Origin of the sequence: Neisseria sp. P0022.S009 (assembly GCF_051956675.1) — a bacterium.
GTDB lineage: Bacteria > Pseudomonadota > Gammaproteobacteria > Burkholderiales > Neisseriaceae > Neisseria.
In genome coordinates this window covers 1-23,723 of the sequence record NZ_JBQCXE010000001.1, presented here as the reverse complement: position 1 = coordinate 23,723, position 23,723 = coordinate 1, and the positions used below count along the sequence as shown (strand labels likewise).

Annotated in this window: 25 protein-coding genes and 1 pseudogene; 14 read left to right on the top strand and 12 right to left on the bottom strand. The window is 51.8% G+C overall.

The genetic code is table 11. The features are described from left to right. Nucleotides 1–53 precede the first annotated feature (53 nt). The gene (locus ACTHUG_RS00130; protein ID WP_440386738.1) at nucleotides 54–770 is read right to left on the bottom strand and encodes a ComF family protein; all 717 of its coding nucleotides are present in this window, start codon (nucleotides 768–770) and stop codon (nucleotides 54–56) included. Between ACTHUG_RS00130 and bioH the strand changes: the two genes are divergently transcribed. From bioH to ACTHUG_RS00110, 4 genes and pseudogenes are all read left to right on the top strand, one after another. After that, nucleotides 769–1,515 (top strand): pimeloyl-ACP methyl ester esterase BioH, encoded by a 747-nt coding sequence (bioH, locus tag ACTHUG_RS00125; protein WP_107737208.1) that lies wholly within the window; start codon nucleotides 769–771, stop codon nucleotides 1,513–1,515. The two genes, ACTHUG_RS00130 and bioH, sit on opposite strands and share 2 nt — an antisense overlap. Before the next feature lie 60 nt (nucleotides 1,516–1,575). Then, complete coding sequence (locus ACTHUG_RS00120) at nucleotides 1,576–2,370, top strand: methyltransferase (RefSeq protein ID WP_314765766.1); 795 nt, start codon at nucleotides 1,576–1,578, stop codon at nucleotides 2,368–2,370. Between the two features lie 106 nt (nucleotides 2,371–2,476). Beyond that, a pseudogene (locus tag ACTHUG_RS00115) lies at nucleotides 2,477–2,812 on the top strand (cytidine deaminase-like fold-containing protein); the annotation flags it as partial. Beyond that, nucleotides 2,802–3,227 carry a DUF6911 family protein gene (locus ACTHUG_RS00110; RefSeq protein ID WP_197049997.1) on the top strand — a complete coding sequence of 142 codons (426 nt, stop codon included), beginning with the start codon at nucleotides 2,802–2,804 and terminating at the stop codon, nucleotides 3,225–3,227. The pseudogene ACTHUG_RS00115 and the gene ACTHUG_RS00110, both read left to right, overlap by 11 nt. Before the next feature lie 102 nt (nucleotides 3,228–3,329). Here ACTHUG_RS00110 and ACTHUG_RS00105 read toward each other — a convergent pair whose 3' ends face one another. From ACTHUG_RS00105 to ACTHUG_RS00090, 4 genes are all read right to left on the bottom strand, one after another. Further along, the gene (locus ACTHUG_RS00105; protein WP_315093160.1) at nucleotides 3,330–3,509 is read right to left on the bottom strand and encodes an IS3 family transposase; all 180 of its coding nucleotides are present in this window, start codon (nucleotides 3,507–3,509) and stop codon (nucleotides 3,330–3,332) included. Further along, entirely contained in the window at nucleotides 3,488–3,736 is a 249-nt protein-coding gene (locus ACTHUG_RS00100) for a BolA family protein (RefSeq protein WP_003686612.1), read from the bottom strand. Before ACTHUG_RS00100 ends, ACTHUG_RS00105 begins: the two co-directional genes overlap by 22 nt. A gap of 126 nt (nucleotides 3,737–3,862) precedes the next feature. After that, the gene (locus tag ACTHUG_RS00095) at nucleotides 3,863–4,192 is read right to left on the bottom strand and encodes an FKBP-type peptidyl-prolyl cis-trans isomerase (RefSeq protein ID WP_094192864.1); all 330 of its coding nucleotides are present in this window, start codon (nucleotides 4,190–4,192) and stop codon (nucleotides 3,863–3,865) included. 139 nt (nucleotides 4,193–4,331) lie between these two features. After that, nucleotides 4,332–5,507, bottom strand: coding sequence for a cytochrome-c peroxidase (locus ACTHUG_RS00090; RefSeq protein WP_049333127.1), 1,176 nt, complete (start codon nucleotides 5,505–5,507; stop codon nucleotides 4,332–4,334). A gap of 395 nt (nucleotides 5,508–5,902) precedes the next feature. Here ACTHUG_RS00090 and efeU point away from each other — a divergent pair, with 395 nt between their 5' ends. The 3 genes from efeU (at nucleotide 5,903) to efeB (ending at nucleotide 9,306) form a co-directional block, all read left to right on the top strand. Beyond that, nucleotides 5,903–6,727, top strand: a complete 825-nt coding sequence (gene efeU, locus ACTHUG_RS00085; RefSeq protein ID WP_036492490.1) for an iron uptake transporter permease EfeU — start codon at nucleotides 5,903–5,905, stop codon at nucleotides 6,725–6,727. Between the two features lie 12 nt (nucleotides 6,728–6,739). Further along, nucleotides 6,740–7,906 carry an iron uptake system protein EfeO gene (gene efeO / locus ACTHUG_RS00080; protein WP_049335642.1) on the top strand — a complete coding sequence of 389 codons (1,167 nt, stop codon included), beginning with the start codon at nucleotides 6,740–6,742 and terminating at the stop codon, nucleotides 7,904–7,906. Nucleotides 7,907–8,040: 134 nt separating this feature from the next. Then, nucleotides 8,041–9,306, top strand: coding sequence for an iron uptake transporter deferrochelatase/peroxidase subunit (gene efeB / locus ACTHUG_RS00075; RefSeq protein WP_070631554.1), 1,266 nt, complete (start codon nucleotides 8,041–8,043; stop codon nucleotides 9,304–9,306). 78 nt (nucleotides 9,307–9,384) lie between these two features. Here efeB and ACTHUG_RS00070 read toward each other — a convergent pair whose 3' ends face one another. The 4 genes from ACTHUG_RS00070 to ACTHUG_RS00055 form a co-directional block, all read right to left on the bottom strand. After that, a complete protein-coding gene (locus tag ACTHUG_RS00070) occupies nucleotides 9,385–9,852 on the bottom strand; it encodes a CinA family protein (RefSeq protein ID WP_440386736.1) in 468 nt (155 codons plus the stop codon). 151 nt (nucleotides 9,853–10,003) lie between these two features. Beyond that, on the bottom strand, nucleotides 10,004–10,402 hold the full coding sequence (locus tag ACTHUG_RS00065; protein ID WP_311477513.1) for a DUF2628 domain-containing protein: 399 nt from the start codon (nucleotides 10,400–10,402) through the stop codon (nucleotides 10,004–10,006). A 128-nt stretch (nucleotides 10,403–10,530) separates the two neighbouring features. After that, a complete protein-coding gene (locus ACTHUG_RS00060) occupies nucleotides 10,531–11,829 on the bottom strand; it encodes a M16 family metallopeptidase (protein ID WP_440386773.1) in 1,299 nt (432 codons plus the stop codon). A gap of 58 nt (nucleotides 11,830–11,887) precedes the next feature. Next, entirely contained in the window at nucleotides 11,888–13,237 is a 1,350-nt protein-coding gene (locus ACTHUG_RS00055) for a M16 family metallopeptidase (protein ID WP_440386772.1), read from the bottom strand. A 195-nt stretch (nucleotides 13,238–13,432) separates the two neighbouring features. Between ACTHUG_RS00055 and ACTHUG_RS00050 the strand changes: the two genes are divergently transcribed. Beyond that, the gene (locus ACTHUG_RS00050) at nucleotides 13,433–14,611 is read left to right on the top strand and encodes a phosphoglycerate kinase (RefSeq protein WP_036493913.1); all 1,179 of its coding nucleotides are present in this window, start codon (nucleotides 13,433–13,435) and stop codon (nucleotides 14,609–14,611) included. A 95-nt stretch (nucleotides 14,612–14,706) separates the two neighbouring features. Here ACTHUG_RS00050 and yccS read toward each other — a convergent pair whose 3' ends face one another. The 3 genes from yccS to ACTHUG_RS00035 form a co-directional block, all read right to left on the bottom strand. Beyond that, nucleotides 14,707–16,848 carry a YccS family putative transporter gene (gene yccS, locus ACTHUG_RS00045; RefSeq protein ID WP_295701152.1) on the bottom strand — a complete coding sequence of 714 codons (2,142 nt, stop codon included), beginning with the start codon at nucleotides 16,846–16,848 and terminating at the stop codon, nucleotides 14,707–14,709. 163 nt (nucleotides 16,849–17,011) lie between these two features. Then, nucleotides 17,012–18,241: a PilT/PilU family type 4a pilus ATPase gene (locus tag ACTHUG_RS00040; RefSeq protein ID WP_314598525.1), complete on the bottom strand. Its 1,230-nt coding sequence runs from the start codon at nucleotides 18,239–18,241 to the stop codon at nucleotides 17,012–17,014. A gap of 86 nt (nucleotides 18,242–18,327) precedes the next feature. Beyond that, entirely contained in the window at nucleotides 18,328–19,374 is a 1,047-nt protein-coding gene (locus ACTHUG_RS00035; RefSeq protein ID WP_036492519.1) for a type IV pilus twitching motility protein PilT, read from the bottom strand. Between the two features lie 117 nt (nucleotides 19,375–19,491). Between ACTHUG_RS00035 and ACTHUG_RS00030 the strand changes: the two genes are divergently transcribed. The 6 genes from ACTHUG_RS00030 (at nucleotide 19,492) to dksA (ending at nucleotide 23,370) form a co-directional block, all read left to right on the top strand. Further along, nucleotides 19,492–20,205 carry a YggS family pyridoxal phosphate-dependent enzyme gene (locus ACTHUG_RS00030; protein WP_440386771.1) on the top strand — a complete coding sequence of 238 codons (714 nt, stop codon included), beginning with the start codon at nucleotides 19,492–19,494 and terminating at the stop codon, nucleotides 20,203–20,205. Continuing rightward, nucleotides 20,202–20,558: an RNA-binding protein gene (locus ACTHUG_RS00025; protein WP_440386770.1), complete on the top strand. Its 357-nt coding sequence runs from the start codon at nucleotides 20,202–20,204 to the stop codon at nucleotides 20,556–20,558. The genes ACTHUG_RS00030 and ACTHUG_RS00025 overlap by 4 nt, the downstream gene beginning before the upstream one ends. 109 nt (nucleotides 20,559–20,667) lie before the next feature. Then, on the top strand, nucleotides 20,668–21,174 hold the full coding sequence (locus ACTHUG_RS00020; RefSeq protein WP_296116999.1) for a hypothetical protein: 507 nt from the start codon (nucleotides 20,668–20,670) through the stop codon (nucleotides 21,172–21,174). Between the two features lie 189 nt (nucleotides 21,175–21,363). After that, nucleotides 21,364–22,161 carry a pyrroline-5-carboxylate reductase gene (gene proC, locus ACTHUG_RS00015; protein WP_222570617.1) on the top strand — a complete coding sequence of 266 codons (798 nt, stop codon included), beginning with the start codon at nucleotides 21,364–21,366 and terminating at the stop codon, nucleotides 22,159–22,161. A 2-nt stretch (nucleotides 22,162–22,163) separates the two neighbouring features. Continuing rightward, on the top strand, nucleotides 22,164–22,721 hold the full coding sequence (locus tag ACTHUG_RS00010) for a YggT family protein (RefSeq protein WP_222570616.1): 558 nt from the start codon (nucleotides 22,164–22,166) through the stop codon (nucleotides 22,719–22,721). A gap of 232 nt (nucleotides 22,722–22,953) precedes the next feature. Then, on the top strand, nucleotides 22,954–23,370 hold the full coding sequence (dksA, locus tag ACTHUG_RS00005; RefSeq protein ID WP_003747644.1) for an RNA polymerase-binding protein DksA: 417 nt from the start codon (nucleotides 22,954–22,956) through the stop codon (nucleotides 23,368–23,370). Nucleotides 23,371–23,723 lie beyond the last annotated feature (353 nt).

Genomic DNA, 23,723 nt, shown 5'->3' with positions numbered 1-23,723 from the left:
ACTTATAGAGTGGCATAATGCCGAAATGTTCCATGGGTGTCAAAAACTTTAAGCTATTTTTTCATTGGCGGACGCGCCAAAGACCAACAACAAATCCGGCCTGCGCCTGATTTTTTCAGCGTTTTCGCCAATTCGTCCAAAGTCGAGCCGGTGGTAAAGACATCGTCAATTAACAGAATATTACACGCCTTCGGCAATTCGGCTTTGATTTTAAATGCATTCTTGATATTTCGCCGACGTTCGTTGCTTTTCAGCGTACTTTGCGGCTCGCCATGCCGTCTGAAAACCGCGTGTCGCGGCAGCAGCGTCCAGCCGTAGCGTTTTGCCAAAATATCCGTCAACGCCTCGCTTTGGTTGAATCCGCGCTTGAGCCGCCGCTCTTTGCTCAAAGGCATGGGCAGGACGAAATCGAAGTGTTCCGCCGCCAGCCAGTCCGGTGCGTTTTGGCACATCAAATCTGCCAACGGACGGCTCATGCCCAAGTCGGCCAAGTGTTTCAGCTCGCGTATCATGCTGCTGACGGGCGGTTCGTAATACAGCGAGGCCCACATTCTATCAAATGCGGGCGGCTTTTTCTGACAACTGCCGCACACCGCTCCGCCCGCGACATGGCGGAAACACAAAGGGCAGCTTTGTGCCGCGTCGATAAAATATTCCGTCAAATCGTTTGCGCAGCCTCGGCAAAGGCCGTCTGAAACGGAATCGTGGCATAATACGCAACGTCGCGCATTGAGCCGTTTCAAATTGCGCCACCAAGAAAGAACATTCATGCCACACTCCGCCAAAAAAGTTTATCTGATACACGGTTGGGCGGCGAACCGCCATGTATTCGACGATTTGATACCGCGCCTGCCTGCCGATTGGGACGTCCGCGCGCTTGATTTGCCCGGACACGGCGATGCGCCTTTTGCCGAACCGTTTGATATTGCCGCCGTTGCCGAAGCCTTCGCCGGACAAATCGACACGCCGGCACACATTCTCGGCTGGTCGCTGGGCGGACTGGTTGCCCTGTATCTGACCGCGCTTTATCCCGACAAAATCCAATCGCTCTGCCTGACGGCAAGTTTTGCCCGATTAACTGCCGACACGGATTATCCCGAAGGCTTGGCGCAACCTGCCTTGGGCAAGATGGTCGGCGCATTCCAGCAGGATTATGCCAAACATATTAAACAGTTTCTACAACTGCAACTGCTGCATACGCCGCATTCAAGCGAAATCTTAAACCGCGTATTGCCCGATTTGGCGCGCTGCGGCACGCCTTCCGCCTTACAGGCCGCGCTTGAAGCCGTCAACCATGCCGACGCGCGTCCGTTGTTGCCGCTTATTCAAACGCCGTCACTGCTGGTGTTTGGACAGAAAGACGCCATCACGCCGCCGCGCATGGGCGAATATTTACACCGCCATTTGAGCAACAGCGAGCTGGTCCTTATCGACAAAGCCGCTCACGCGCCCTTTTTAAGCCATGCCGACGAGTTTGCCGAAATTTACCGCAATTTTGTCGAAAAGGCCGTATGAAACAGCCTTCAACCATAAAAACAGAATATTGTCGGGCAAAGCCCGCTGACACGACCCACCATGACCGAACAAGACAAACGCTGGCAGATTCACCGCCATCTCGCCCAAGACACCGACGAGCGCCTGCAGCTGGTCCGCAATGCACCCAAACGCATCATGCTGATTGGTGCCGATGCCGACATCAGCCGCAGCCTGCTGGCCGCGCGTTATCCCGACGCCGTGTTTGAAGAATACGATCCGAATGCCGATTTTTTGAAAACCGCCGCCGCCGCGCGCAAAGGCGGTTTTTGGCAGAAGCTGACCGGCAAAACCATCCCGCAGCATTGCCAAGCCCTGACCGCGCCATTACCTGAAGCATCCGCCGATATGTTGTGGGCCAACCTCAGCCTCAGCCGCGCCGACGATATTTTGCCGGTTTTGAAAAACTGGGCCGCCGCTTTGAAAACCGACGGATTATTGTTTTTTACCCACTTTGGCCGCGACAGCCTGAGCGAGCTGACAGGCCGTCTGAACCATGAAGGCATCGAATGCGAAGCGCCCACGCTGATTGATATGCACGACTTGGGCGATATGCTGGCTGACAACGGCTTTTACGATCCGGTAACCGACACGGCCAAGCTTGAGTTGAGCTATAAAAAAGCTGGGACGTTTTGGCAGGACATGGAAACCTTGGGATTGTGGAATGCGTTGAAGTTCAGCAATCCGCAAGCGGCCAAGGAATGTGTGGATAAGATTTTTGAAAAAGAAGGCCGTCTGAACATCACGCTTGAAACCGTGTACGGCCATGCCGTGAAGAAATTGATGTTGCCGCAAGGGGAGAACGTGGTGCAGTTTTTCCCGAAACGGCAGGGCTAGTTTGGCGGTTGTGCCGGTAAGGTTTACACAGCGATTGCGTGTTGTCGAATGCGGTTTGGCGTTTATATCGATTGCCTGCGCTGTTTAAGGGGATAGATTTTCAGACCCTAATAAATTGACTTTAATTGCAGAGAATGTGGCAAATAAAAAACCTCAAAAGAACGGTTCACCTTATCCAAATGCTAATATGCGAGATGCACATGCTGAAATAGGTGCAATTCAACAAGCTTATGAAAAAGGTGTGACTAAAGGAAAAAATATGGTGATCCATGTCCAAGGGCGTGATGTATGTACGCATTGTCGTCAAGACATTGCATCAGCAGCAGAAAAAGCAGGATTAAAATCGGCCACTGTTCATGCTGTTGATGATAAGAACAAACTGAAAACTTATACTTGGATTCAAGGGCAAACATCAATAAAGGAAAATAAGAATGGAAAATAGCTTATTATTTTTTTCATGTGCATATAAATCAGAAGAGGGTGAATGGATAACTTTGGCAGATAGGGATATGGCATCTAAGATTGGTAAAGATAAAATATTATCTATGCTTAACAGCACAAAGAATCATAGATCTGACGTTAGATTAGAAGTTATACCTGAACCAGAAGTAGGCTTATCTGAATTAAGGATGGAATCAGATGGTGAGAGATATTTATTTACTCTACTTGAATACGGGGATAACGGGGAGTTTTTGATTAGGTCTAAGTCCGATTTTACTGGAGTTCCAAGATTGGTTGATTTTATGGGAGAACCTTTTCCAGCAAGTGAAGTTATAACAGATTTTGATTTTATTAAAAGAGTATTTGTTGAGTTGCTAGAAACAGGAAATGTTTCTTATGAGTTAATGGATATATAATTTAAAACATCTATATAAAGTACGGTCAATTTTTAAAGCGTTTTAAAAGCTCTCAAAAACTGACCGCACTTTGATCTGCCCCCCAAAAGTTGGACAGGTTAGTTAACTTAAATATTGAGCTCGGTATTGCACTGGGCTCAATCCTTTTAAACCAAGTTTAATTCGTTTTTGGTTGTAATACACTAAATATTCTTCAATTTCAGTATGTATGAAAAAGGCCGTCTGAAAACTTTTCAGACGGCCTTTTGTTTGATTCCAAATTAAGCCTGTTTGGCAGCCCATTCGGCCGGAGTGGCGGCAACGGAAATCGACAGCGCGTGCAATTCGTTGCTTTCGAGTTGCGGCTTGAGTCCGTCTTTAATCAGGCGGTGGCGGGCGAGGCGGGCTTTGCCTTCAAATGAGGAGGAAACGATTACGGCGAAGAAGTGATGGCCGTCGCCTTCGACTTCGACGTGTTCGCAAGGGGTAACGCCTTCAATCAGGGTTTTGACTTGTTCAGGTAAAAGCATGGGGGTTCCTTGGGAAATGGTTTGCTTGTAAAAGAGGGCATTATACCGAATCTTGATAAAAACAGGCCGTCTGAAAAACCAAACTGCGGGTTTCAGACGGCCTCGGTCTTTTGAAGCGTCAAATGCTTATTCGTACACTTTCAGCAGCTCGACTTCAAAAATCAAGGTCGCATGCGGAGGAATCACGCCGCCGGCACCGTGTGCGCCATAGCCCATTTCGGAAGGAATGGTCAGCTTGCGTTTGCCGCCTTCTTTCATGCCGCCGAAGCCTTCGTCCCAACCTTTAATCACTTGGCCGACGCCCAGAGTGATGGTCAGCGGTTGACGGCGGTCGAGGCTGGAGTCGAATTTGGTACCGTCTTCCAACCAGCCGGTGTAATGTACGGTGATTTCTTTGCCTTTGACGGCTTCTTTGCCGTGGCCTTCTTGCAAGTCTTCAATAATCAGGCTCATGATGTTCCTTTCGGATGTATGGTGAAAATCGGCTCAAGATTACCATATTGTGTGGAATCGTGAAACAAAGGCGCCCATATGGCCGGCAACAAAAAGGCCGTCTGAAACGGATTTTCAGACGGCCTTTGTTTTGCGCTAAACCTTATTTGTTGTCAGGTTGGGATTTGACATCGTGGGAGACAGGCAGCTCAGGCATGGTTCGGGCAGACTCCGGAACATTGCCGGAGAGGGCTTTCAAGAAGGCAACGATGTTTTCAGTGTCTTCCGGAGCCAGAGTTTTACCCAATTGGGCTTTTGCCATGATGTTGACGGCTTTATCCAGTTCCCAAACGCTGCCGTTGTGGAAGTATGGATAGGTGCGCTCAACATTTCTCAAGCCGGGAACACGGAAGAAGAATTCGTCTTCGGCTTTTTTGGTTACGTCCGCACGGCCTTTGTCGTGTTTAGGATCGTCGATGTGTTTCCAGTAAGGACCATCCACCAAACCGAATTTTTGGAACATGGTACCGCCCAAGTTGACGCCGTTGTGACAAGCGATACAGCCGTTGTCCATAAATGCGCGTACGCCTTTGCGTTCTTGTTCGCTCAGGGCAGATACGTTGCCTTTCAGGTAGTCGTCCCAACGGGTCGGGGTCAGCAGGGTACGTTCAAACGCGCCCAATGCAGTGGTGATGTTTTTAAAGGAAACCGCGCCGTCTTCAGGGAATGCGGCTTTGAATTTTTCTTGGTATTCAGGGATACCGGCGATTTTGGCGGCGGCATCGGCTTCGGTCGCGTTGGCCATTTCAACCGGGTTGAGCAATGGGCCGCCGGCTTGTTCTTCCACATCGGCGGCACGGCCGTCCCAGAATTGGCTTCCCAACAAGGCGGCATTCAGGGCAGTCGGGGGGTTACGGGCGCCGAATTGGCTTTTGTGGCCCGCGCTGGTCGGCATGTTGTCTACGCCGGCCGTTGCCAAGTTGTGGCAGGAGTTACAGCTGACGGTGTTGCCTTTGGACAGGCGGGTTTCGTACCAAAGTTGTTGGCCGAGTTTGACCTGCTCTTCGGTAAACGGACGGATTTTTTGCATTTCGGCCGCATCAGGCAAAGGTTTGAACACGGTTTGCGCGCGTTCCAACAGGGCTTTGTCTTCGGCAGAAACATCGGCGGAATTTTGAGGGGCCGAAACAGCGGCGGTGCTTGCGGCAGCATCGGCAGCGCTCGCGGCAGAAGCCGCTTGAGGGGTTTCGGTTGTTTGAGCCGTTTTCTCGCCGCAGGCGGTCAACGCGGCAGAAACGGCCAAAGCCAAAGCGATTTGGTGGAGTTTTAAACGTGGCATAGGAGGGTTCCTTTGTTATGCGTTTGTTATGTCATGGATTGCTGATTGCACCAGCAATATGCCAACTATAAAAGATAAGGCGGTTTTAATTTTTGTTGTAAATCAACCTTTTAAATTTGATAAATTCTGAAAATATCACTGATAGGGAAATTTATACTATGGAACTTTTTTATTATTTATTTACAATTGCTTAGATAAATTAAGGCCGTCTGAAAAAATAAAATTCAGACGGCCTTATTCAGACGGCCTTTTAGTTTTTATTGATTACGTCCGTTATTTTATTTTAAAAAATCTTAATAAATATGGGGTTATTAAAAAATAAAAATAATTTGCGTTATTAAGCATAAAGCGTTATAAATGCGTTAACAAATGAACATTTCACTTTAGAGTTTTTTATGCTGATTGCTTTATTGATTATGCTGCGCGAGGGCATCGAAGCCGCCCTGATCGTCGGCATTGTTGCCAGTTTTTTGAAACAGTCGGGACACAGCGAGCTGATGCCGAAGGTTTGGCTGGGCGTGTTTTTGGCTTCGGTCATGTGTTTGGGTATTGGTTACGGCATTCATTCCGCTACCGGCGAGATTCCGCAAAAAGAACAGGAATTGGTGGTCGGCGCCATCGGCCTGGTGGCTGTGGCGATGCTGACGTACATGATTTTGTGGATGAAGAAGGCCGCGCGTTCGATGAAACAGCATCTTCAGGATTCTGTTCAGTCGGCCTTGAACCGCGGCAGCGGCCAGGGTTGGGCCTTGGTCGGCATGGCGTTTTTGGCTGTGGCGCGCGAAGGTTTGGAGAGTGTGTTTTTCCTGCTGGCCGTGTTCCAGCAAAGCCCGACGTGGTCTATGCCGATAGGCGCGGTGTTGGGGCTGTTGGTGGCGGTTGTCATCGGTACGCTGATTTATCAGGGCGGTATGCGCCTGAACTTGGCGAAGTTTTTCCGTTGGACGGGCGCGTTTCTGATTGTGGTGGCGGCCGGTCTGCTGGCCGGTTCGTTTCGCGCGCTGCATGAGGCCGGCGTATGGAATGTGATGCAGGATATTGCTTTCGACACATCGAAATATTTGCATGAAGACAGCCCTTTAGGCGTGCTGCTCGGCGGTTTCTTCGGCTATACCGACCACCCAACCGAAGGCGAAGTCCTGATTTGGCTGCTGTATCTGGTTCCCGTCATGATTTGGTTTTTGCGCGGCAGCGCGCCGGCAAAAACGTTAACTAAATAAAAAGGAATGAAAATGAAAAAATTCAATCTGACTGCTTTGTCTGTAATGCTGGCTCTGGGTTTGACTGCGTGTCAGCCGCCTGAAGCCGAAAAAGCCGCGCCTGCCGCTTCAGGCGCATCCGCTGCCGCCAATGCCGACGGTTCGGTCAATATCGGCGTGAACGATACTGCCTGCGAACCGATGGAATTGACCGTCCCCAGCGGCCAAGTCGTGTTCAACATTAAAAACGACAGCGGCCGCAAGCTGGAATGGGAAATTCTGAAAGGCGTGATGGTGGTGGACGAGCGTGAAAACATCGCCCCGGGTTTATCCGACAAAATGACCGTTACCCTGCTGCCGGGCGAATACGAAATGACTTGCGGCCTGTTGACTAATCCGCGCGGTAAGCTGATTGTTACCGACAGCGGCTTCAAAGACACTGCCAACGAAGCGGATTTGGAAAAACTGTCCCAACCGCTCGCCGACTATAAAGCTTACGTTCAAGGCGAGGTTAAAGAGCTGGTGGCGAAAACCAAAACCTTTACCGAAGCCGTTAAAGCCGGCGACATTGAAAAGGCCAAATCCCTGTTTGCCGCCACCCGCGTCCATTACGAACGTATCGAACCGATTGCCGAGCTTTTCAGCGAACTCGACCCCGTCATCGATGCGCGTGAAGACGACTTCAAAGACGGTGCGAAAGATGCCGGATTTACCGGCTTCCACCGTATCGAACACGCCCTTTGGGTAGAAAAAGACGTATCCGGCGTGAAGGAAATTGCAGCCAAACTGATGACCGATGTCGAAGCACTGCAAAAAGAAATCGACGCATTGGCGTTTCCTCCGGGTAAGGTGGTCGGCGGCGCGTCCGAACTGATTGAAGAAGTGGCCGGCAGCAAAATCAGCGGCGAAGAAGACCGTTACAGCCATACCGACTTGAGCGACTTCCAAGCCAATGTGGAAGGCTCCAAAAAAATCGTTGATTTGTTCCGTCCGCTGATCGAAGCCAAAGACAAAGCGTTGTTGGAAAAAACCGATGCCAACTTCAAACAGGTTGAAGACATTTTGGCGAAATACAAAACCCCGAACGGTTTCGAGCTGTACGACAAATTGAGCGAAGAAGACCGCAAAGCCCTGCAGGCGCCGATTAATGCCTTGGCAGAAGACTTGGCCAAACTGCGCGGCATTTTGGGTTTGAAATAAGATAACGCGTTTTCAGGCGGCCTTTGGATATTGAAAGGCCGTCTGAATCTTATTGTCTCCCACACAAATATGTTTGAAAACCGACCTTACTTCACACGATTGCAATCTTTCCGTTCCCTGCCAAGGAGCAGACCATGAGCCAAAACAAACAACCGGCACAACCCGAAAAACGAACCCTTTTCAAAACTGCCCTTGCCGCCGGCGCCATCGGTGTTGCCGGTTATTTTGCCGGCAAAAAACAAGGCGAAGCCGCCGCCGAGACCCAAAACAACCAACATTCCGAGCTGGCCTATCCGTGTTATGGCGAGCATCAGGCAGGCATCGTTACGCCACACCAGCTCTTCGGCATCATGTGTGCCTTTGACGTTACCGCCAAAGATGCCAAACAACTTGAAAACCTGTTCCGCGCCCTGACCGCCCGCATCGAATTCCTCACCCAAGGCGGCGAATACCAAGATGGCGACGACAAACTCCCACCTGCGGGCAGCGGCATCCTCGGCAAACAATTCCGCCCCGACGGGCTGACGGTTACCGTCGGCGTCGGCAGCAGCCTATTTGACGACCGCTTCGGCCTCAAAGACAAAAAGCCGAAACACCTACAAGAAATGCGCGACTTCCCCAACGACAAACTCCAAAAATCTTGGTGCGACGGCGACCTCAGCCTGCAAATTTGCGCATTCTCCCCCGAAACCTGCCAAGCCGCCCTGCGCGATATCATCAAAAACACCGCCCAGTTTGCCGTCATCCGCTGGAGCATAGACGGTTGGCTCCCTAAAGCCGAACCCGGCGCCATTGCCGCGCGCAATCTTTTAGGTTTCCGCGACGGCTCCGGCAATCCCAAAGTCGAAGATCCCAAAGTCGCCGATCAAGTCCTGTGGACGGGCGTTGCTGCCAACAGCTTGGACGAACCGGCATGGGCGAAAAACGGCAGCTATCAGGCCGTCCGCCTTATCCGCCACTTTGTCGAGTTTTGGGACCGCACCCCGATGCAGGAACAAACCGATATTTTCGGCCGGCGCAAATACAGCGGCGCGCCCATGGACGGTAAAAAAGAGGGCGACACCGCCGATTTCGCCAAAGACCCAGACGGCAAAATCACGCCCAAAGACAGCCATATGCGCCTTGCCAATCCGCGCGATCCGGAGTTCATGAAAAAACACCTGCTCTACCGCCGCGCCTTCAACTACTCACGCGGCCTTGCCGCCAACGGCCAGCTCGACGTCGGCCTGATTTTCATCTGCTATCAGGCCAACCTTGCCGACGGATTCATCTTCGTGCAAAACCTGCTCAACGGCGAGCCTCTGGAGGAATACATCAGCCCGTTTGGCGGCGGCTATTTCTTCGTTCTGCCGGGTGTCGAAAAAGGCAGCTTCCTCGGCAAAGAGCTTTTGGGCGTATAAATCCGCCGATGGTTTGAATAGATAAAAAGGCCGCCTGAAACCTGATTTCCAGATTTCAGACGGCCTGAGTTTTTGCTATCAAACCAAATATTCCGCCAAGAAAGCCAATGCGTATTCGACGGCTTGCGCCCTTACTGCTTCGCGGTCGCCTGTGAATAGTACGGTTTGCTCAAACGAGCCTTCGGGCGTGGCCAGGCCGAACCAGACTGTGCCGACCGGTTTGGCCGCGCTGCCGCCGCCGGGGCCGGCGATGCCGGAAATACTCAAAGCGTAATCCGCCTGCGCGACGGCTTTTGCGCCGCGTGCCATTTCATAGACGGTCTCGCGGCTGACCGCGCCGTGTTTCAGCAAGGTGTCGGGCATGACGCCCAGACGCTCCTGTTTGGCTTGGTTGCTGTATGTGACGAAGCTTTGATGAAACCATTGCGAACTGCCGGGAACGGAGGTCAGCGCACCTGCAAGCAGGCCACCGGTGCAGGACTCGGCGCAGGTAACGGTTTGGCGGCGGCTGGTCAGGTGTTCGGCGATGGTTTGCAGATGGGACATGGCGGCTCCTTAGGGGAAAAGGTAAAACCGGGCAGGCGCTTGGCCCGCTGGGTTTCAGAAAGGTTTGAGATGTAAAGAGTTTTGCAAAGGCTCAGGCCGTCTGAAACCTATTTTAAGGTTTCAGACGGCCTTTATGTTTTAAGAATCCGATTTATTTTTCGTATTTGGAAATATACTGAATAATGGCCATTTGAGGATTCTGAGCAATAATAAATTCAGCATCTTTTTTTTGATGCTGATAGCCTCGGCTTATCAAATTTTTTTCACGCAGTTTGTTACCGTATGCACCCATTAGGATTTTAATGGTAATACCAATAAGAAATAGAAAGGGGAGAAAGATTGCGAAGGCGGGGTTCATACTTACCAGTTTTTCAGCTCCAAAATTAAAAAAACTTAAAATTATAGATAGAATAATAAGGATGATACCCACCCCCCACATTTTCTTCACACATGCCCAGATACCTTCAAAGAAAAATGCAGGCCAAGACCAGCCTTGTTTGACCGCTTCATATTGGCCTATTGAATCTTTAAATATCTTATATACTTTCATGAAAACCCCTTTTATGATTAATATTTGAAAAGTAAGAAATTGTATCATAGTGCATAAGTAATCTGAATAATTGTCAAACAACAGGCCGTCTGAAAAATCTTTCAGACGGCCTGTTGTTTTAAAGCGTTTTATTCTGCGCCGACAACGACGGTGTTGAGGTCTTTGAATTTGACGCGGCGTTGCCATGCGTCGCGGACTTGTTCGACGGTTAGGCTGTTGATGGCTTTGGGGTAGGCTTCCAAGTAGTCGTTGGGCAGGTCGTAGAGGCCGATCAGGCTCAGGTAGTTAAGCAGTTTGTCGTTGGAGTCGTAGCGCAGGGGGAAGCTGCCGACGATGTTGGCTTTGGCCTGTTTCAGTTCGGCTTCGGTCGGGCCTTCGGCGATAAACTGTTCGATGACGGCTTGGGTGTCGGCCAGTGAGGCTTTGGTGTTTTTCTTTTGGGTGGAGTAGGAAACGGCAAACGTGCCTTCTTCTGTCGCCGGGGCGAGGCTGCTGTATACGCCGTAGGTGTAGCCGTGTTGGTCGCGCAAAACTTTCATGAGGCGGCTGTCGAAACCGCCACCGCCGAGGATGTAGTTACCGGCAACGAGGGCGTAATAGTCGGGGTCGTGGCGTTTGATGAGGGAGGTGCCGAGCAGGACTTGTGCCTGTGTACCGGCAAAGGGGATGTCGCGGCGTTGGGCGGTTTGTTTGGGAACGGGTGGGATGGCGTGGGTTGCGGTGGCTTTGGCCGGCAGGTCTTTGAGGACGCGTTCGACCAGTTGCTCTGCCTGTTTGCGGTTGAGGTCGCCGACGATGGCAACGATGGCGTTGTCTTTGCCGTAGTGGGTGCGGTGGAAGGCGCGGATGTCGTCCAGACTAACTCGTTTGAGGCTGTCAACGGTTATGTTTGCGCCACTGCCGTAGGGGTGGTTCGGGTAGATGAGTTTGGTCAGTTTGCGCGTGGCGGTGTAGTCGGGGGTGGTTTCTTGTTGTTGCAAGCCGGTGATGGATTGGGTTTGACGGCGGCGGAAAACGGCTTCGTCAAAGCGCGGACGGGTCAGCGAGTGGTTGAGCAAGTTGGCGGCTTTGTCGCGGATGTCGGCTTTGCTGAGGCTGCGGAAGCCTGCGGACGCGCTCTCGGCATTGCTGTCGCTGCTGATTTGTGCGCCGATGTTGTCGGCTTCGGCATTGAAGGCTTCTTCGTCCAGCTCTTGGGTGCCGTCGGTCAAGAGGGCGGCGGTAAATTCGGCAACTTGGCTTTTGCCGTCCGGATTGGCGACGCTGCCTGCGCCCTTGAAGCTGACTTCAAGGTCGATGATGGGGTTTTCGTGGCGTTCGACAAGGAGGATTTGGGTGCCGTCGCGGTTGCGCCAGCGTTGGATGTCGGTGGCGGCTTGGACGCTTAAGGGCAGGAGTAGGGCAAGGGCGAGCAGGGTGGGTTTCATGTTGTGGCTTTCTGTTAGGGCCGTCTGAAAGGATATGGGCTTTCAGACGGCCTGATGTTTATCGGCGTTTGGCAGCTTTTTTGCTTGGTGCGGCGGCTGTTTTTTGCGGCTCGATGATGACGGTACTCATGCGCTCGTCGGTCAACATCCGGGCGGCGGCCTGTACTTCTTGTGCGCTGACGGCCTGTAGGCGGCGGTGGATTTCTTGTTCGTCGGTATATTGGAAACCGCGCGCTTCGAGGCGGCCCATCATGGAGGCTTGGGAAGACATGGAGTCTTTGGCGTAGATTTCGTTGACCGCTGCCTGGGTTTTGACGCGCTGCAATTCTTCTTCGGAAACGCCGTTGTCGGCAATGTCTTTGATTTCTTGGCGCAGCTGGGCAATCAGAGTATCGGTTTTCACGCCTTCGGCAGGCATGGCTATTACGCTGAACAGCGGCATTTCACGGCTGATGATGTCGTAATGCGTTCCTGCGCTCAATGCGGTTTGCTTGCCGCGCACGAGGTTTTTATCAAAACGGCTGGACGCGTTGCCTGCCAAAATATCGGAGAGGATGTCGAGGGCGAAAGGCATCGTGTCATCGAGTTTTTGGAGTTTCGGCACACGGAAGTTGATGGCAATCAGCGGCTGGTGTGTAACCGGAGAAGTGGCTTTGACCGTAACAGGCTTGCGCAAATAGGGTTCGGTATGGAGCTTGTTGCGCGGCGGCTGGGCTTTAGCCGGAATATCGCCAAAGAGTTTGGCGGCCGTCTGAAGCGTTTGTTTGGCATCGACATCGCCGACAATGACCAATACGGCATTGTTGGGCGCGTAATATTGTTTGTACCACGCGCGCAAGTCGTCGGCTTTGAGGGTGTGCAAATCTTTCATGTAGCCGATGACGGAGGCGCGCATAGACGGTTGGGTAAAGGCGGCAAGATAGGCTTGCTCCCACATTTTGCCGTCGGCCGTGTCTTCCGTGCGCTGGCGGCGTTCTTCGCGGATGACGTTCATCTCGTTGAGGAATTCTTTGTCGCTGAAGTTGAGGTTGTGCATGCGGTCGGCTTCGAGCTTCAGAATTTCGGGCAGGTTGGCGGCGGCGACGTTTTCGTAATAGACCGTTTCATTGCGGTTGGTGTAGGCGTTGTTTTGCCCGCCCAGCTCGGACACGCGGCGGTTGAACTCGCCGGAGGGAACGTCTTTCGTGCCTTTAAACATCATGTGTTCCAAAGCGTGGCTCAGGCCGCTTTTGCCCGGTTTTTCATCCACGCTGCCGATTTTGTACCAAATCTGCGAAACGGCCACAGGCGCGCGGTGGTCTTCTTTGACGATGATTTTCAGACCGTTGGGCAGGGTTTCAGAAAGCGTCTGCGCCCATGAAGCGGCAGGCAGCGCGAAGGCAAGCATTAAAGCAATTCGGCGTAACATGGTTTAATCCGTAAAATGAAAATCAATCGCCAAAGTATAGCGGAAAATCTGCAAAGATTGGCCGAATGTTTCAGACGGCCTGCGGCTTTATCTGCTGATTCACATCAAGCGCGGCCGTTGCCAATCTTTACCGTCGCGCCTCATTCACGGATAATCCCAAACATTCCCGTTCCCAACCATCACAAAGGAATCATCATGGCATTTTTGAAATTGACCGAACAAAATGTTCAAGGCAAAACCGTTCTGATCCGTGCCGATATGAACGTACCGTTTAAAGACGGCAACATCAGCGACGACACCCGTATCCGCGCTTCGCTCGCATCCATCAAATACTGCTTGGACAACGGCGCGTCTGTGATCGTGATGACCCACCTCGGCCGTCCGACCGAAGGCGAATTCCATCCTGAAGACGATGTAGCGCCTGTTGCTGCGCATTTGGGCAAACTGTTGGGCAAAGACGTGAAAGTATTGAACGACTGGCGTGAAAACAAACCGACTTTGAACGCCGGTGATGTCGTGATGTTGCAAAACGTGCGCATCAACAAAGGCGAGAAGAAAAACGACTTGGAGCTGGGCAAAGCCTACGCTTCTTTGTGCGACGTATTCGTTAACGACGCATTCGGTACCGCCCACCGCGCCCAAGCTTCGACTGAGGCCGTCGCCCAAGCCGCACCGGTTGCCTGCGCAGGCGTGTTGATGGCGGGCGAACTCGACGCTTTGGGCAAAGCCCTGAAGCAACCGGCTCATCCGATGGTTGCCATCGTTGCCGGCAGCAAAGTGTCTACCAAACTGACCATCCTCGAATCTTTGGCCGACAAAGTCGACCAACTGATCGTCGGCGGCGGCATTGCCAACACATTCTTACTGGCAGAAGGCAAAGCCATCGGCAAATCTTTGGCCGAACACGATTTGGTGGAAGAATCCAAAAAAATCATGGCAAAAATGGCGGCCAAAGGCGGCTCTGTTCCGCTGCCGACCGATGTGGTTGTCGCTAAAGCCTTTGCCGCCGATGCGGAAGCGGTGGTGAAAGACATTGCCGACGTTGCCGAAGACGACATGATTTTGGACATCGGTCCGAAATCCGCCGCTGCTTTGGCCGAGCTGCTCAAAGCCGCAGGCACTGTCGTATGGAACGGCCCGGTCGGCGTGTTCGAGTTTGACCAATTTGCCGGCGGTACCAAAGTATTGGCCGAAGCGATTGCCCAAAGCGATGCGTTCTCGATTGCCGGCGGCGGCGACACTTTGGCGGCGATTGCCAAATTCGGCGTAACCGACCAAATCAGCTACATCTCCACCGGCGGCGGCGCGTTCCTCGAATTCTTGGAAGGCAAAGAGTTGCCTGCCGTAGCCGCTTTGGAAAAACGTGGCGCATAATCGGTTTTAATCTCGATGGCTGAATAAAGGCCGTCTGAAATCTGGAAATCAGGTTTCAGACGGCCTTATTTATTTTGTTGAAATGTGTTATCGGTTTAGGCGGTTTGCGTATCCGACTGTCTGTGCAATGCCTGATAACACGGTGCAAGCTGGCGGATGATAAGGTCGAGCTGGTGTTTGAGGATTTGGTTTTGTTGGGACTGCTCTTTGTCGGTCTGCTCCAAATCGGCAAACTCCTGTCGGATGGCTTCGATGCTGGCATCGAAGGTGGCCGGTTCGGTCTGCGGCATTTGTTTGAGGAGTTCGGCGATGTGGTGGGTCAGGCGGGCATATGGGGCGAAGGTATCGCTGCCGTCGTGATGAACCTGGTCGCGGTATGCGCCGAGCGCGGAAATGTGGCCGGTCAGCGCATAGCTGGTTTTGAGCAGGGTAAAACCGTCTTGCAGGCGGTCTTGGTATTTTTTCGGGTTGCTGCTCATGTCGGATAAGGTGCTGCTGAGGGCGGCGGTGCTTTCGTGGGCTTGGCGGCGGGTGAGGCGGTAGTCGACATCGTCGCGGCTGCCGTTTTGCAGCTGGTCGAGGATGGCGTCGAGATAGCGGCCGTTGGCAGTGATGGTCTGGGCGGCGGTGTGGCTGAGGGTGAGGTAACGCCAATCGGGCCAGAGGTAGGTGGCGGCGGCCCATGCGATAACGGAACCGACGATGGTGTCGATAATGCGGATGGGCATGGCGTGGTACACGTCCAAACCGGCAAGCGAAAGGCTGGTTAGGGCTTGGATGGTGATGAAGAAGGTGGAGAAGCTGTATTTATAGCTTCGGGTGATGAAAAACAGGGTGGTGCTGGCGATGACAATCCAGAGCTTGGTTTCAACGGACGGGGTGAAGTAGGGGACGAGCGAACCGACAATCACGCCGAGAATCGTACCGGCGATACGTTGGTACACGCGGCTTTTGGTGGCAGTGTAGTTGGGTTGGCAGACGAAGAGGGCGGTCAGCAGGATCCAGTAGCCGAGGTTGAGGTGGAGGATTTCGACGATGATGCAGGCCGCGGCCACGACGATGGAGAGTCGGGTGGCATGGCGGAAGACGCCGGATTCGAAATTGAGCTGGCTGAGGACGGTTTCGCCAATGTTGCGGAACTTGGTGTTTTCAAGGGCGGCGATGCGGGTGTCGGTGTTGTCGTTTTCGGCAAGGGACGCATCGTTTTGCAGTTGCCGCAGTTGGTAATCGACGCTGCTGAGGTTGTCGAGCAGGCGGCGGATATTGTGGAGGTTGGCATTGTCGGCGTGGGTCTCGGCAAAATGGCCGAGGGATTGGCGGCAGCCTTCCATAGCGCGGCCGAGGCGTTTGCTGTATGCGTAGGGTTTGTTGTTGCGCAGGGTGGCGGCAATGTTGCGGCACGCCTGACCCTGCATTTCGAGCAGGCGGCGGATGCGGAAGATGAGGTCGGTGTTTTTGAGCTGCTCGGCCATTTCGCTGTAATCGACGTGGGCGGAGCTGATGCGTTCGTGCATGTCTTGCGCGCTGAGGTAGTAGCGCAGCATTTTGGCGGTGCGCGGATGGCGGTGTTGGCCGCGTAATCGGTAGAAAAGTGCGGCACGGCATTGGTTGAAGGCGGTAATCACGCCGGTGTTGCTCATGGCCAGGTCGATTTGGCGGTTGCCCAACCATGCGGCTTCGTCGGGGTCGAAAAAGTCGGCTTTGGCATCGAAGTAGTTGCTGAGTGTGTCGTAGGCGTTGGCGACGGTTTCTTGGACTGGGCGGTGGGGCAGGATGATTTGGAAGATCAGGGTGCTGACGCTGTATAGGACTGTGCCCAGCAGAATCATGACGGGATTGGTCAGCCAGTAGCTTTCGGGGGTGTAGGTCAGCGTGGTGTAGGTGGCGACGGCGAGCGCACCGAAAGCGATGGTGCGGTATTTGAGGCCGACGGTGCCGAGGATGGTGAAGCCGAAAGTCATCAGGGTCATGGCCAAGATGAAGGGAACGCCTGTGCCGATGGTGCTTTGGGCAAGCAGTGAGGAGAGGGTAAACAGGGCGACGGTGATGACGATGTTTATCAGACGGCCTGTGAGGCGGTTGTCCAAATCGACCAAACCGCCGGCAATAATGCCGAGTACGAAGGGCATGGCGAGTTTGGGGGTGTTAAAGTGCCAAACGAGGGTGGCGGCGATGAATACGCTGGCGAAGACGGGTAGGGAGGCAATGATCAGAGGTTTGAGCGGCGGGGTGTTCATGATTGGGTTGTTTTATTTGTTATGAGATGAATGATTGGATTTTAACAGGATTTTCAGTCGCTTTCAGAATGCTTGAAATAGGATAAGGCCGTCTGGACGGATACGGGGAAATACTTGATTTCGTTTCCACATCTGTTCAGACGGCCTTTTTTAGCTTACGCCATTAGGTCATCAGGTTGAGGTCGCTGATGCGGTCGTAGAGACGCTCGGTATTGTTGCCTTCGTCGTGCATTTGAATGCGCAGGCGTAAATCGTTGGCGGATACCGCTTGGCGCAGGGCTTCGCTGAGTTCGATTTGGCCTTGTGTGTAGAGATTGAAGAGATTCTGGTCGAACGTCTGCATGCCGTTGCTGCCGGAGCGTGCCATCAGGTCGCGGATTTCCAGCAATTCACCTTTGAAAATCAGGTCCTGCATGGCCGGAGTGTTGAGCAGTAGGTCGGTAACGGCCGTGCGTTGGCGGTTTTTCTTGACGACGAGGCGTTGGCCGATGATGCCGACGAGGTTTAACGCCAAATCCATCAAGACCTGTTGGCGGCGGTCTTCCGGATAGAAGTTGATGATGCGCTCGATGGTTTGAGAGGCCGTGCTGGCATGGATGGTGAAAACGCACAGATGGCCGGTTTGAGCCAGTTGGAGGGCGTATTCCATGCTTTCTTCGCTGCGGACTTCGCCGATACAGACGACATCTGGCGCTTGACGCATGGCGCTTTGAACGGCGGTTTTCCAGTTGTCGGTATCGATGCCGATTTCGCGCTGGGTGAAGATGCTGCGGCAAGGTTTGTAGATAAACTCGATGGGGTCTTCGATGGTAACGATATGGCCGGGCAGCTTTTGGTTGCGGTAGTTGAGCATGGAAGCCATGGTGGTGGACTTACCCGAACCGGTCGGGCCGGCGAGGATCAGCAGGCCGCGTGGCGCGAGTGCAAGCTCTTGGAGCTTTTCGGGCAAACCGAGGGTCTTCATTTCGGGAATGTCTTGGCTGACGCGGCGCAATACCATGCCGACGCGGCCTTGCTCGTGGTAGGCGTTGACGCGGTAGCGTGTGTTGCTGCGCGATTGGACGGAATAGTTGATTTCCCAGTCGCGGTTGAAGGCTTCGAGCTGGTCGGGGTTCATGGTGGATTCGGCGATGGCGGCGGTGTCCGCGCCGGTCAGCGCTTTGTGGGGCATGGGCGTGAGGGTGCCGCCGACTTTGATGGCAGGGGGAAAGCCTGCGCTGATGAAGATGTCGGAGGCGTTGCGTTTTTCAGCCTCTTCACACATGCGGTCGAGCAGGGGGTGAAGATGCGTGCCGATTTCGGCCGGTGTGGGGATGTGCGGTGCTTGGTTTTTTTGTGAGTAGGCTTGCACCATTTCGCTTAACAGGTCGTGCAGAGGGGCGAGGTCGCTCATGATGATTCTCTTTAAAACGGGTATTCGGTCAGGCTCAAAGGCCGTCTGAAAACGGGATGATGGGGTTCAGACGGCCTGAGTATGGTTTAGAAAATAGAGAGGTTTTCGATGTTTTGCGCTTTGCTGCGTGCCATCTCGGGGCTGATGGTGCCTTGGCGGACAAGGGTTTGCAGGGCTTGATCGAGGGTTTGCATACCGTGGGCCTGACCGGTTTGGAGGGCGGCGTTGATTTGGGCGATTTTGTTTTCGCGGATGAGGTTGCGCACGGCCGGTGTGGAAATCAGGATTTCGTGCGCGGCGACGCGGCCGTTGCCGTCGCGGGTTTTAAGCAGGGTTTGGGAAATGATGGCGCGCAAGGATTCGGACAACATGGAGCGTACGATTTCTTTTTCGCCGGCAGGGAATACGTCGACAATACGGTCGATGGTTTTGGCGGCGCCAGTCGTGTGCAGCGTGCCGAAAACCAAATGACCGGTTTCGGCGGCGGTCAGGGCGAGGGAGATGGTTTCAGGGTCGCGCATCTCGCCGATCAGAATCACGTCGGGGTCTTCGCGCAGGGCGGAACGCAGGGCGTTGGTGAAGCTGTGGGTATGCTGATGCAGTTCGCGTTGGTTGATGAGCGCTTTTTTGCTTTGATGGACGAACTCAATCGGGTCTTCGATGGTCAGAATGTGGGCCGGTTGGGTTTCGTTGATGTAGTTGACCATCGCCGCCAGCGTGGTAGATTTACCCGAACCGGTTGGGCCGGTTACCAAGACCAAACCGCGCGGATTTTCGGCAATTTTTTGGAAAATGCGCGGCGCACGCAATTCTTCCAGCGTCAGGACGGTGCTCGGAATGGTACGGAATACGGCGGCCGGGCCGCGTTCGGTCATAAAGGCGTTGACGCGGAAGCGGGCAACATTGGGCAGCTCAAATGAGAAATCGACTTCAAAATCTTGTTGATAGAGCTTGCGCTGGTGGTCGTTCATGACCGAGGTAATCATGGTACCGACTTCTTCCGGGCTCATCTCGGGCAGGTTGATGCGGCGGATGTCGCCATGTACGCGTATCATAGGGGAAATGCCCGAACTCAAATGGAGGTCGGAGGCTTTGTTTTTCACGCCGAACGCGAGTAAGTCGGTAATCTGCATAATGTGGCCTTGTTTTGGTTTAGAATAATAAAATCGCTTTATTTTAAATAGATAAACCCGTTCGACCAAGTAAAATTTTCAAAATGCCGAGTGATGAACGGGTTAAAGGAGAAAACCATGTCGGTATTGCAACAAAACTATCGGGACGTATGCCGGGCGGTTGAACAGGCGGCTGAGGCTGCAGGGCGGCCTGCGGATGCGGTAAAGCTGGTGGCGGTCAGCAAGACATTTCCGGCAGACGATATCCGCGAAGTGTATGCAGCCGGTCAGCGCGATTTCGGCGAGAACTATATTCAGGAATGGTTTGAAAAAACGGAAACGCTGGCCGATTTGCCGGATATTGTTTGGCACGTTATCGGCGATGTGCAGTCTAATAAAACCAAATTTGTGGCCGAACGCGCACATTGGGTCCATACGATAGGCCGTCTGAAAACGGCACGGCGCTTGAGTGAACAAAGGCCGTCTGAAATGCCGCCGTTGCAGGTGTGCATTGAAGTGAACATTGCCGCTGAAGAGGCGAAACACGGCGTGGCGCCCGATGAAGCGGTCGGGCTGGCCCTTGAAGTGGCCAAGTTGCCGAATATTCAAGTGCGCGGATTGATGTGTGTGGCCAAGGCCGACAGCAGCAACGATGAGTTGCGCAGCCAGTTTCACACCATGCAGCGGCTGTTGGCTGAGTTGAACGCGGCAGGCGTCGAAGCAGATGTTTTATCTATGGGTATGTCCGGAGATATGCCAATCGCGGTAGAATGCGGCGCAACCCATGTCCGCATCGGCAGCGCGATTTTCGGCAGACGGGAACAAAAACAAAAAGGAGAAGGCAGCCAATGAAACAGATTATCTCGGTCGTTTTGCTTGGTTTGACCTTAACGGGTTGTCGGTTGATGGGCTGGTATCAATGTGAGTCCTTATCGGGCTGGTGCAAACCCAAAAAGCCGGCAGCAATAGATTTTTGGGAAATTAAAGGCGAACCGCCGCCTTCTATCGAGGATTTCCGCGGGAAGCGTTTGGCGGACGGGAATTATTCTATTGACGATAATGCTTATCGTACCGCAGCTAATGATTATTTCAGTAGGAAAATCAAAAAGTTTGAAGCTTGCGGGCTAGCTTGGCAAACCCGCGATAAACGCCCTTTAGCGGAAACTTTTAAAAAAGAAGGATTCCGGCAAGAACATCTAGCCTAAAAACTACATCGTCAACTGCCACGGTAGAAATTAATAATCCAGCTTTACTACAACAGAATAATGGAGTTCCATTAAAACTAAAATTCCCAGTAAAAAGCAAGGTTAAGTAATGTTAAAGAAAAGTTATTTGTTTAATATGTATGAGAAATTGCAATGGTGTTCTGATATTGAGTTTGGAATATCTAACTTTTTTCCTATGACATTAGATATGAATCTTGAAAATAGAAAATATTTATTGCAGGTAGGTGTTGAGTTTGTTTATAGAGCTATAAAGTGCGGTTTATTAGAGTCATTAATTGATTTAGACTTCCCTTCTGGGGAATTGAACTCTTTGGAACATGAGTTTTCGATTATTGCTAATATAGAACTTACATCGTTTGATGATAATAATGAAATGTCATGCCAAGAAAGGGATATTTGGACAACAGAAATGTTAGAGGGCACTGATAAATTAAAATCTATTTGCCAGGATTGCTGTTTAAGCGGATATGAAGAGTTTGATGAGAATGATCCTAGGTGGAAGATGTTTGTTCAGAAAATAGAAAAAATATTTTCTGAACAAAATTTGCCTTGGAATTTAGAACAGCCTTTATTTCCAGTAAACTATAAAAATTAGTTTTATTAGTAAGTATATATAATAATTTATTATTCATAGGATTGTTTGGAAAAACAGGGTTTATACCGAACATCACTGCCCGAAAGCGTCCGTTGGTAAAAAGGTCGTCTGAAATTTTGTCGGTATGATGGAAACGGTATTTCAGACGACATCAGCAAATGTATCTCATTTAAAAAATTAAGGAAATTTATGAACATCTACTTTTTAGGCGGCGGCAATATGGCGACTGCCATTGCAGGCGGTTTGGTCAAACAAGACGGCTATCGTGTCCACATTGTCGAACGCGGCGCCGAAAGACGTGCGCAGTTGGTTCAAGAATTGGGCGTAGCCACTTCTGAAAACCTGCCCGAATTGAGTGCGGACGACGTCCTCATTCTCGCCGTCAAACCGCAAGACATGCAGGCAGCCTGTCAAAACATCCGTTTAAATGGCGCGCTGGTGTTGTCCGTAGCGGCCGGATTGTCCATCGATACCCTCAGCCATTATCTGGGCGGTACACGCCGTATCGTGCGCATCATGCCCAATACGCCGGCCAAAATCGGTTTGGGCGTATCCGGTATGTTTGCCGATGCAAGCGTTTCAGAAGCCGACCGCGCAGCCGCAGACAGCATCATGCGTTCTGTCGGCACGACCGTTTGGCTGAACGAGGAAGAGCAACTCCACAATATTACCGGCATCAGCGGCAGCGGCCCCGCCTACGTTTTCTATCTGTTGGGCGCGCTCCAAAATGCGGCTTTGGCACAAGGTTTCAACGAACAAGACGCACGCGAACTGAGCCTCGCCACATTTAAAGGCGCCGTGGCTTTGGCCGAACAAACCGGCGAAGCATTCGCACAATTACAGCAAAACGTAACTTCCAAAGGCGGCACAACACACGAAGCCATCGAAACCTTCAAAGCCCGTCACGTTGCCGAGGCCATCGAACAGGGCGTAGAAGCCTGCGTTAAACGTTCGCAAGAAATGGCGCAACAATACAAGGCCGTCTGAACATGCGCGGCGACTTGCTCCTATTATTGGCAGACGCCGTTGCCATCCTGTGTATCACACGCTTTTTGCTCCGATACGCAGGATTGGCGGCAGAACACCCCCTGCTCAAATTCAGCATACAGGCAACAGGCTGGCTGACCAAACCTTGGCAAAAAGCATTTCCAAGCGGCGAGAAAACCGATTGGTACTGCCTGCCCGCAGGTTTTCTGGTGTATTACCTTGCCTGTACCGCCATTATTTTCATCTCGCCGGCATTATCCATCAGCAATAAGCTGATTCTGGCAAACTTCTGGTTTGCCGCACTCCATATGCTGAAAGCCGCAGCCTATACATTACTTATCGCTCTGATTATCAGAATGGTGTCCAGCATACAGGGCCGCTATTCGCCGTTGACCTATGCCATCGAACGAATCCTGCAGCCATTGCTCAAACCGTTTTCCTTCTTACGCGCAGGTCGATACGATTTTTCAGGCAGTTTGTTGGCACTCTTATTATGGTTGTGGCTGACACGATGGTTTCCCCAGCTTATCCAGCAAACAAATCTATGGTTGCTCCAATAGGCCGTCTGAAAGTGCAGCAGGTATTAACGACCAAAAATACAACGTCCTAAAAAGCGCATTAATATATTTAGGCGTAAGCTAGTGCAAAAAAGTGCAAATCGAAATATAAAGAACAAATGAATAGGTAAAACATGATATGATTCGCCCAATTTCCAAAACGGAAATTCAAGAAAACCCAATAAAAGCAAACCCGTAGCATCCAAATCATTAACATAAACCGAAAGCAGACACCATGGCAAAGCTGACAGAACAAGATATTTTAAACTGGGATGGTCCCGAAGAGGACTACATGAACAGCGACCAATTGGCCTTCTTCCGCGAACTACTGGTTAAAATGCAAGAAGAGCTGATTGAAAATGCAAACACCACTACCGGTCATCTCCAAGAGCACGAATCCGCCCCCGATCCTGCCGACCGCGCTACTCAAGAAGAAGAATACGCTTTAGAACTGCGCACCCGCGACCGCGAGCGTAAACTTCTCAGTAAAGTACAAGCGACCATCCGCAGCATTGACGAAGGCGATTACGGTTTCTGTGCCGATACCGGCGAACCCATCGGCCTCAAACGCCTGCTGGCACGTCCGACCGCGACACTGTCCGTAGAAGCGCAAGAGCGACGCGAACGAATGAAAAAACAGTTTGCCGACTAAAAATATAGACATAAAACCTCAAAAAGGCCGTCTGAAATACTCTTTCAGACGGCCTTAGTATTGAACCGGGTTGGATATAGGACGCGAATAGGGAAGATTTGAGGTGTTTTGAGAAAAATAAAAACCCTGTTAAAACAGGGGGGTGATTAAATTTTTGAAAATAATTTCGAGAAAGGTGTTGACTGGTTTTGTTGGAGGGCGTATAGTTCGGTTCTTCGCTGCTGACGCGGTGAAGAAAACGAAGCAGACAGTATAACACAGTTGGTTGAAATTTTCGATAATTTTAGTTGACTTTTGAAAATTGTACTGTATAATTCGATTCGCTCTTTAAAAAACAGATTACCGATAAGTGT

Coding starts and splice junctions, on each gene's coding strand:
- ACTHUG_RS00070 (WP_440386736.1), bottom strand. CDS start 9,852: ATGTCCCATCTGCAAACCATCGCCGAACACCTGACCAGCCGCCGCCAA.
- efeO (WP_049335642.1), top strand. CDS start 6,740: ATGAAAAAATTCAATCTGACTGCTTTGTCTGTAATGCTGGCTCTGGGT.
- efeB (WP_070631554.1), top strand. CDS start 8,041: ATGAGCCAAAACAAACAACCGGCACAACCCGAAAAACGAACCCTTTTC.
- ACTHUG_RS00100 (WP_003686612.1), bottom strand. CDS start 3,736: ATGCTTTTACCTGAACAAGTCAAAACCCTGATTGAAGGCGTTACCCCT.
- ACTHUG_RS00020 (WP_296116999.1), top strand. CDS start 20,668: ATGTTAAAGAAAAGTTATTTGTTTAATATGTATGAGAAATTGCAATGG.
- ACTHUG_RS00055 (WP_440386772.1), bottom strand. CDS start 13,237: ATGTTACGCCGAATTGCTTTAATGCTTGCCTTCGCGCTGCCTGCCGCT.
- bioH (WP_107737208.1), top strand. CDS start 769: ATGCCACACTCCGCCAAAAAAGTTTATCTGATACACGGTTGGGCGGCG.
- ACTHUG_RS00090 (WP_049333127.1), bottom strand. CDS start 5,507: ATGCCACGTTTAAAACTCCACCAAATCGCTTTGGCTTTGGCCGTTTCT.
- ACTHUG_RS00025 (WP_440386770.1), top strand. CDS start 20,202: ATGAAACAGATTATCTCGGTCGTTTTGCTTGGTTTGACCTTAACGGGT.
- proC (WP_222570617.1), top strand. CDS start 21,364: ATGAACATCTACTTTTTAGGCGGCGGCAATATGGCGACTGCCATTGCA.
- ACTHUG_RS00050 (WP_036493913.1), top strand. CDS start 13,433: ATGGCATTTTTGAAATTGACCGAACAAAATGTTCAAGGCAAAACCGTT.
- ACTHUG_RS00105 (WP_315093160.1), bottom strand. CDS start 3,509: ATGGGCTGCCAAACAGGCTTAATTTGGAATCAAACAAAAGGCCGTCTG.
- ACTHUG_RS00120 (WP_314765766.1), top strand. CDS start 1,576: ATGACCGAACAAGACAAACGCTGGCAGATTCACCGCCATCTCGCCCAA.
- efeU (WP_036492490.1), top strand. CDS start 5,903: ATGCTGATTGCTTTATTGATTATGCTGCGCGAGGGCATCGAAGCCGCC.
- dksA (WP_003747644.1), top strand. CDS start 22,954: ATGGCAAAGCTGACAGAACAAGATATTTTAAACTGGGATGGTCCCGAA.
- ACTHUG_RS00130 (WP_440386738.1), bottom strand. CDS start 770: ATGAATGTTCTTTCTTGGTGGCGCAATTTGAAACGGCTCAATGCGCGA.
- ACTHUG_RS00010 (WP_222570616.1), top strand. CDS start 22,164: ATGCGCGGCGACTTGCTCCTATTATTGGCAGACGCCGTTGCCATCCTG.
- ACTHUG_RS00065 (WP_311477513.1), bottom strand. CDS start 10,402: ATGAAAGTATATAAGATATTTAAAGATTCAATAGGCCAATATGAAGCG.
- ACTHUG_RS00110 (WP_197049997.1), top strand. CDS start 2,802: ATGGAAAATAGCTTATTATTTTTTTCATGTGCATATAAATCAGAAGAG.
- ACTHUG_RS00040 (WP_314598525.1), bottom strand. CDS start 18,241: ATGAGCGACCTCGCCCCTCTGCACGACCTGTTAAGCGAAATGGTGCAA.
- ACTHUG_RS00060 (WP_440386773.1), bottom strand. CDS start 11,829: ATGAAACCCACCCTGCTCGCCCTTGCCCTACTCCTGCCCTTAAGCGTC.
- ACTHUG_RS00035 (WP_036492519.1), bottom strand. CDS start 19,374: ATGCAGATTACCGACTTACTCGCGTTCGGCGTGAAAAACAAAGCCTCC.
- ACTHUG_RS00030 (WP_440386771.1), top strand. CDS start 19,492: ATGTCGGTATTGCAACAAAACTATCGGGACGTATGCCGGGCGGTTGAA.
- yccS (WP_295701152.1), bottom strand. CDS start 16,848: ATGAACACCCCGCCGCTCAAACCTCTGATCATTGCCTCCCTACCCGTC.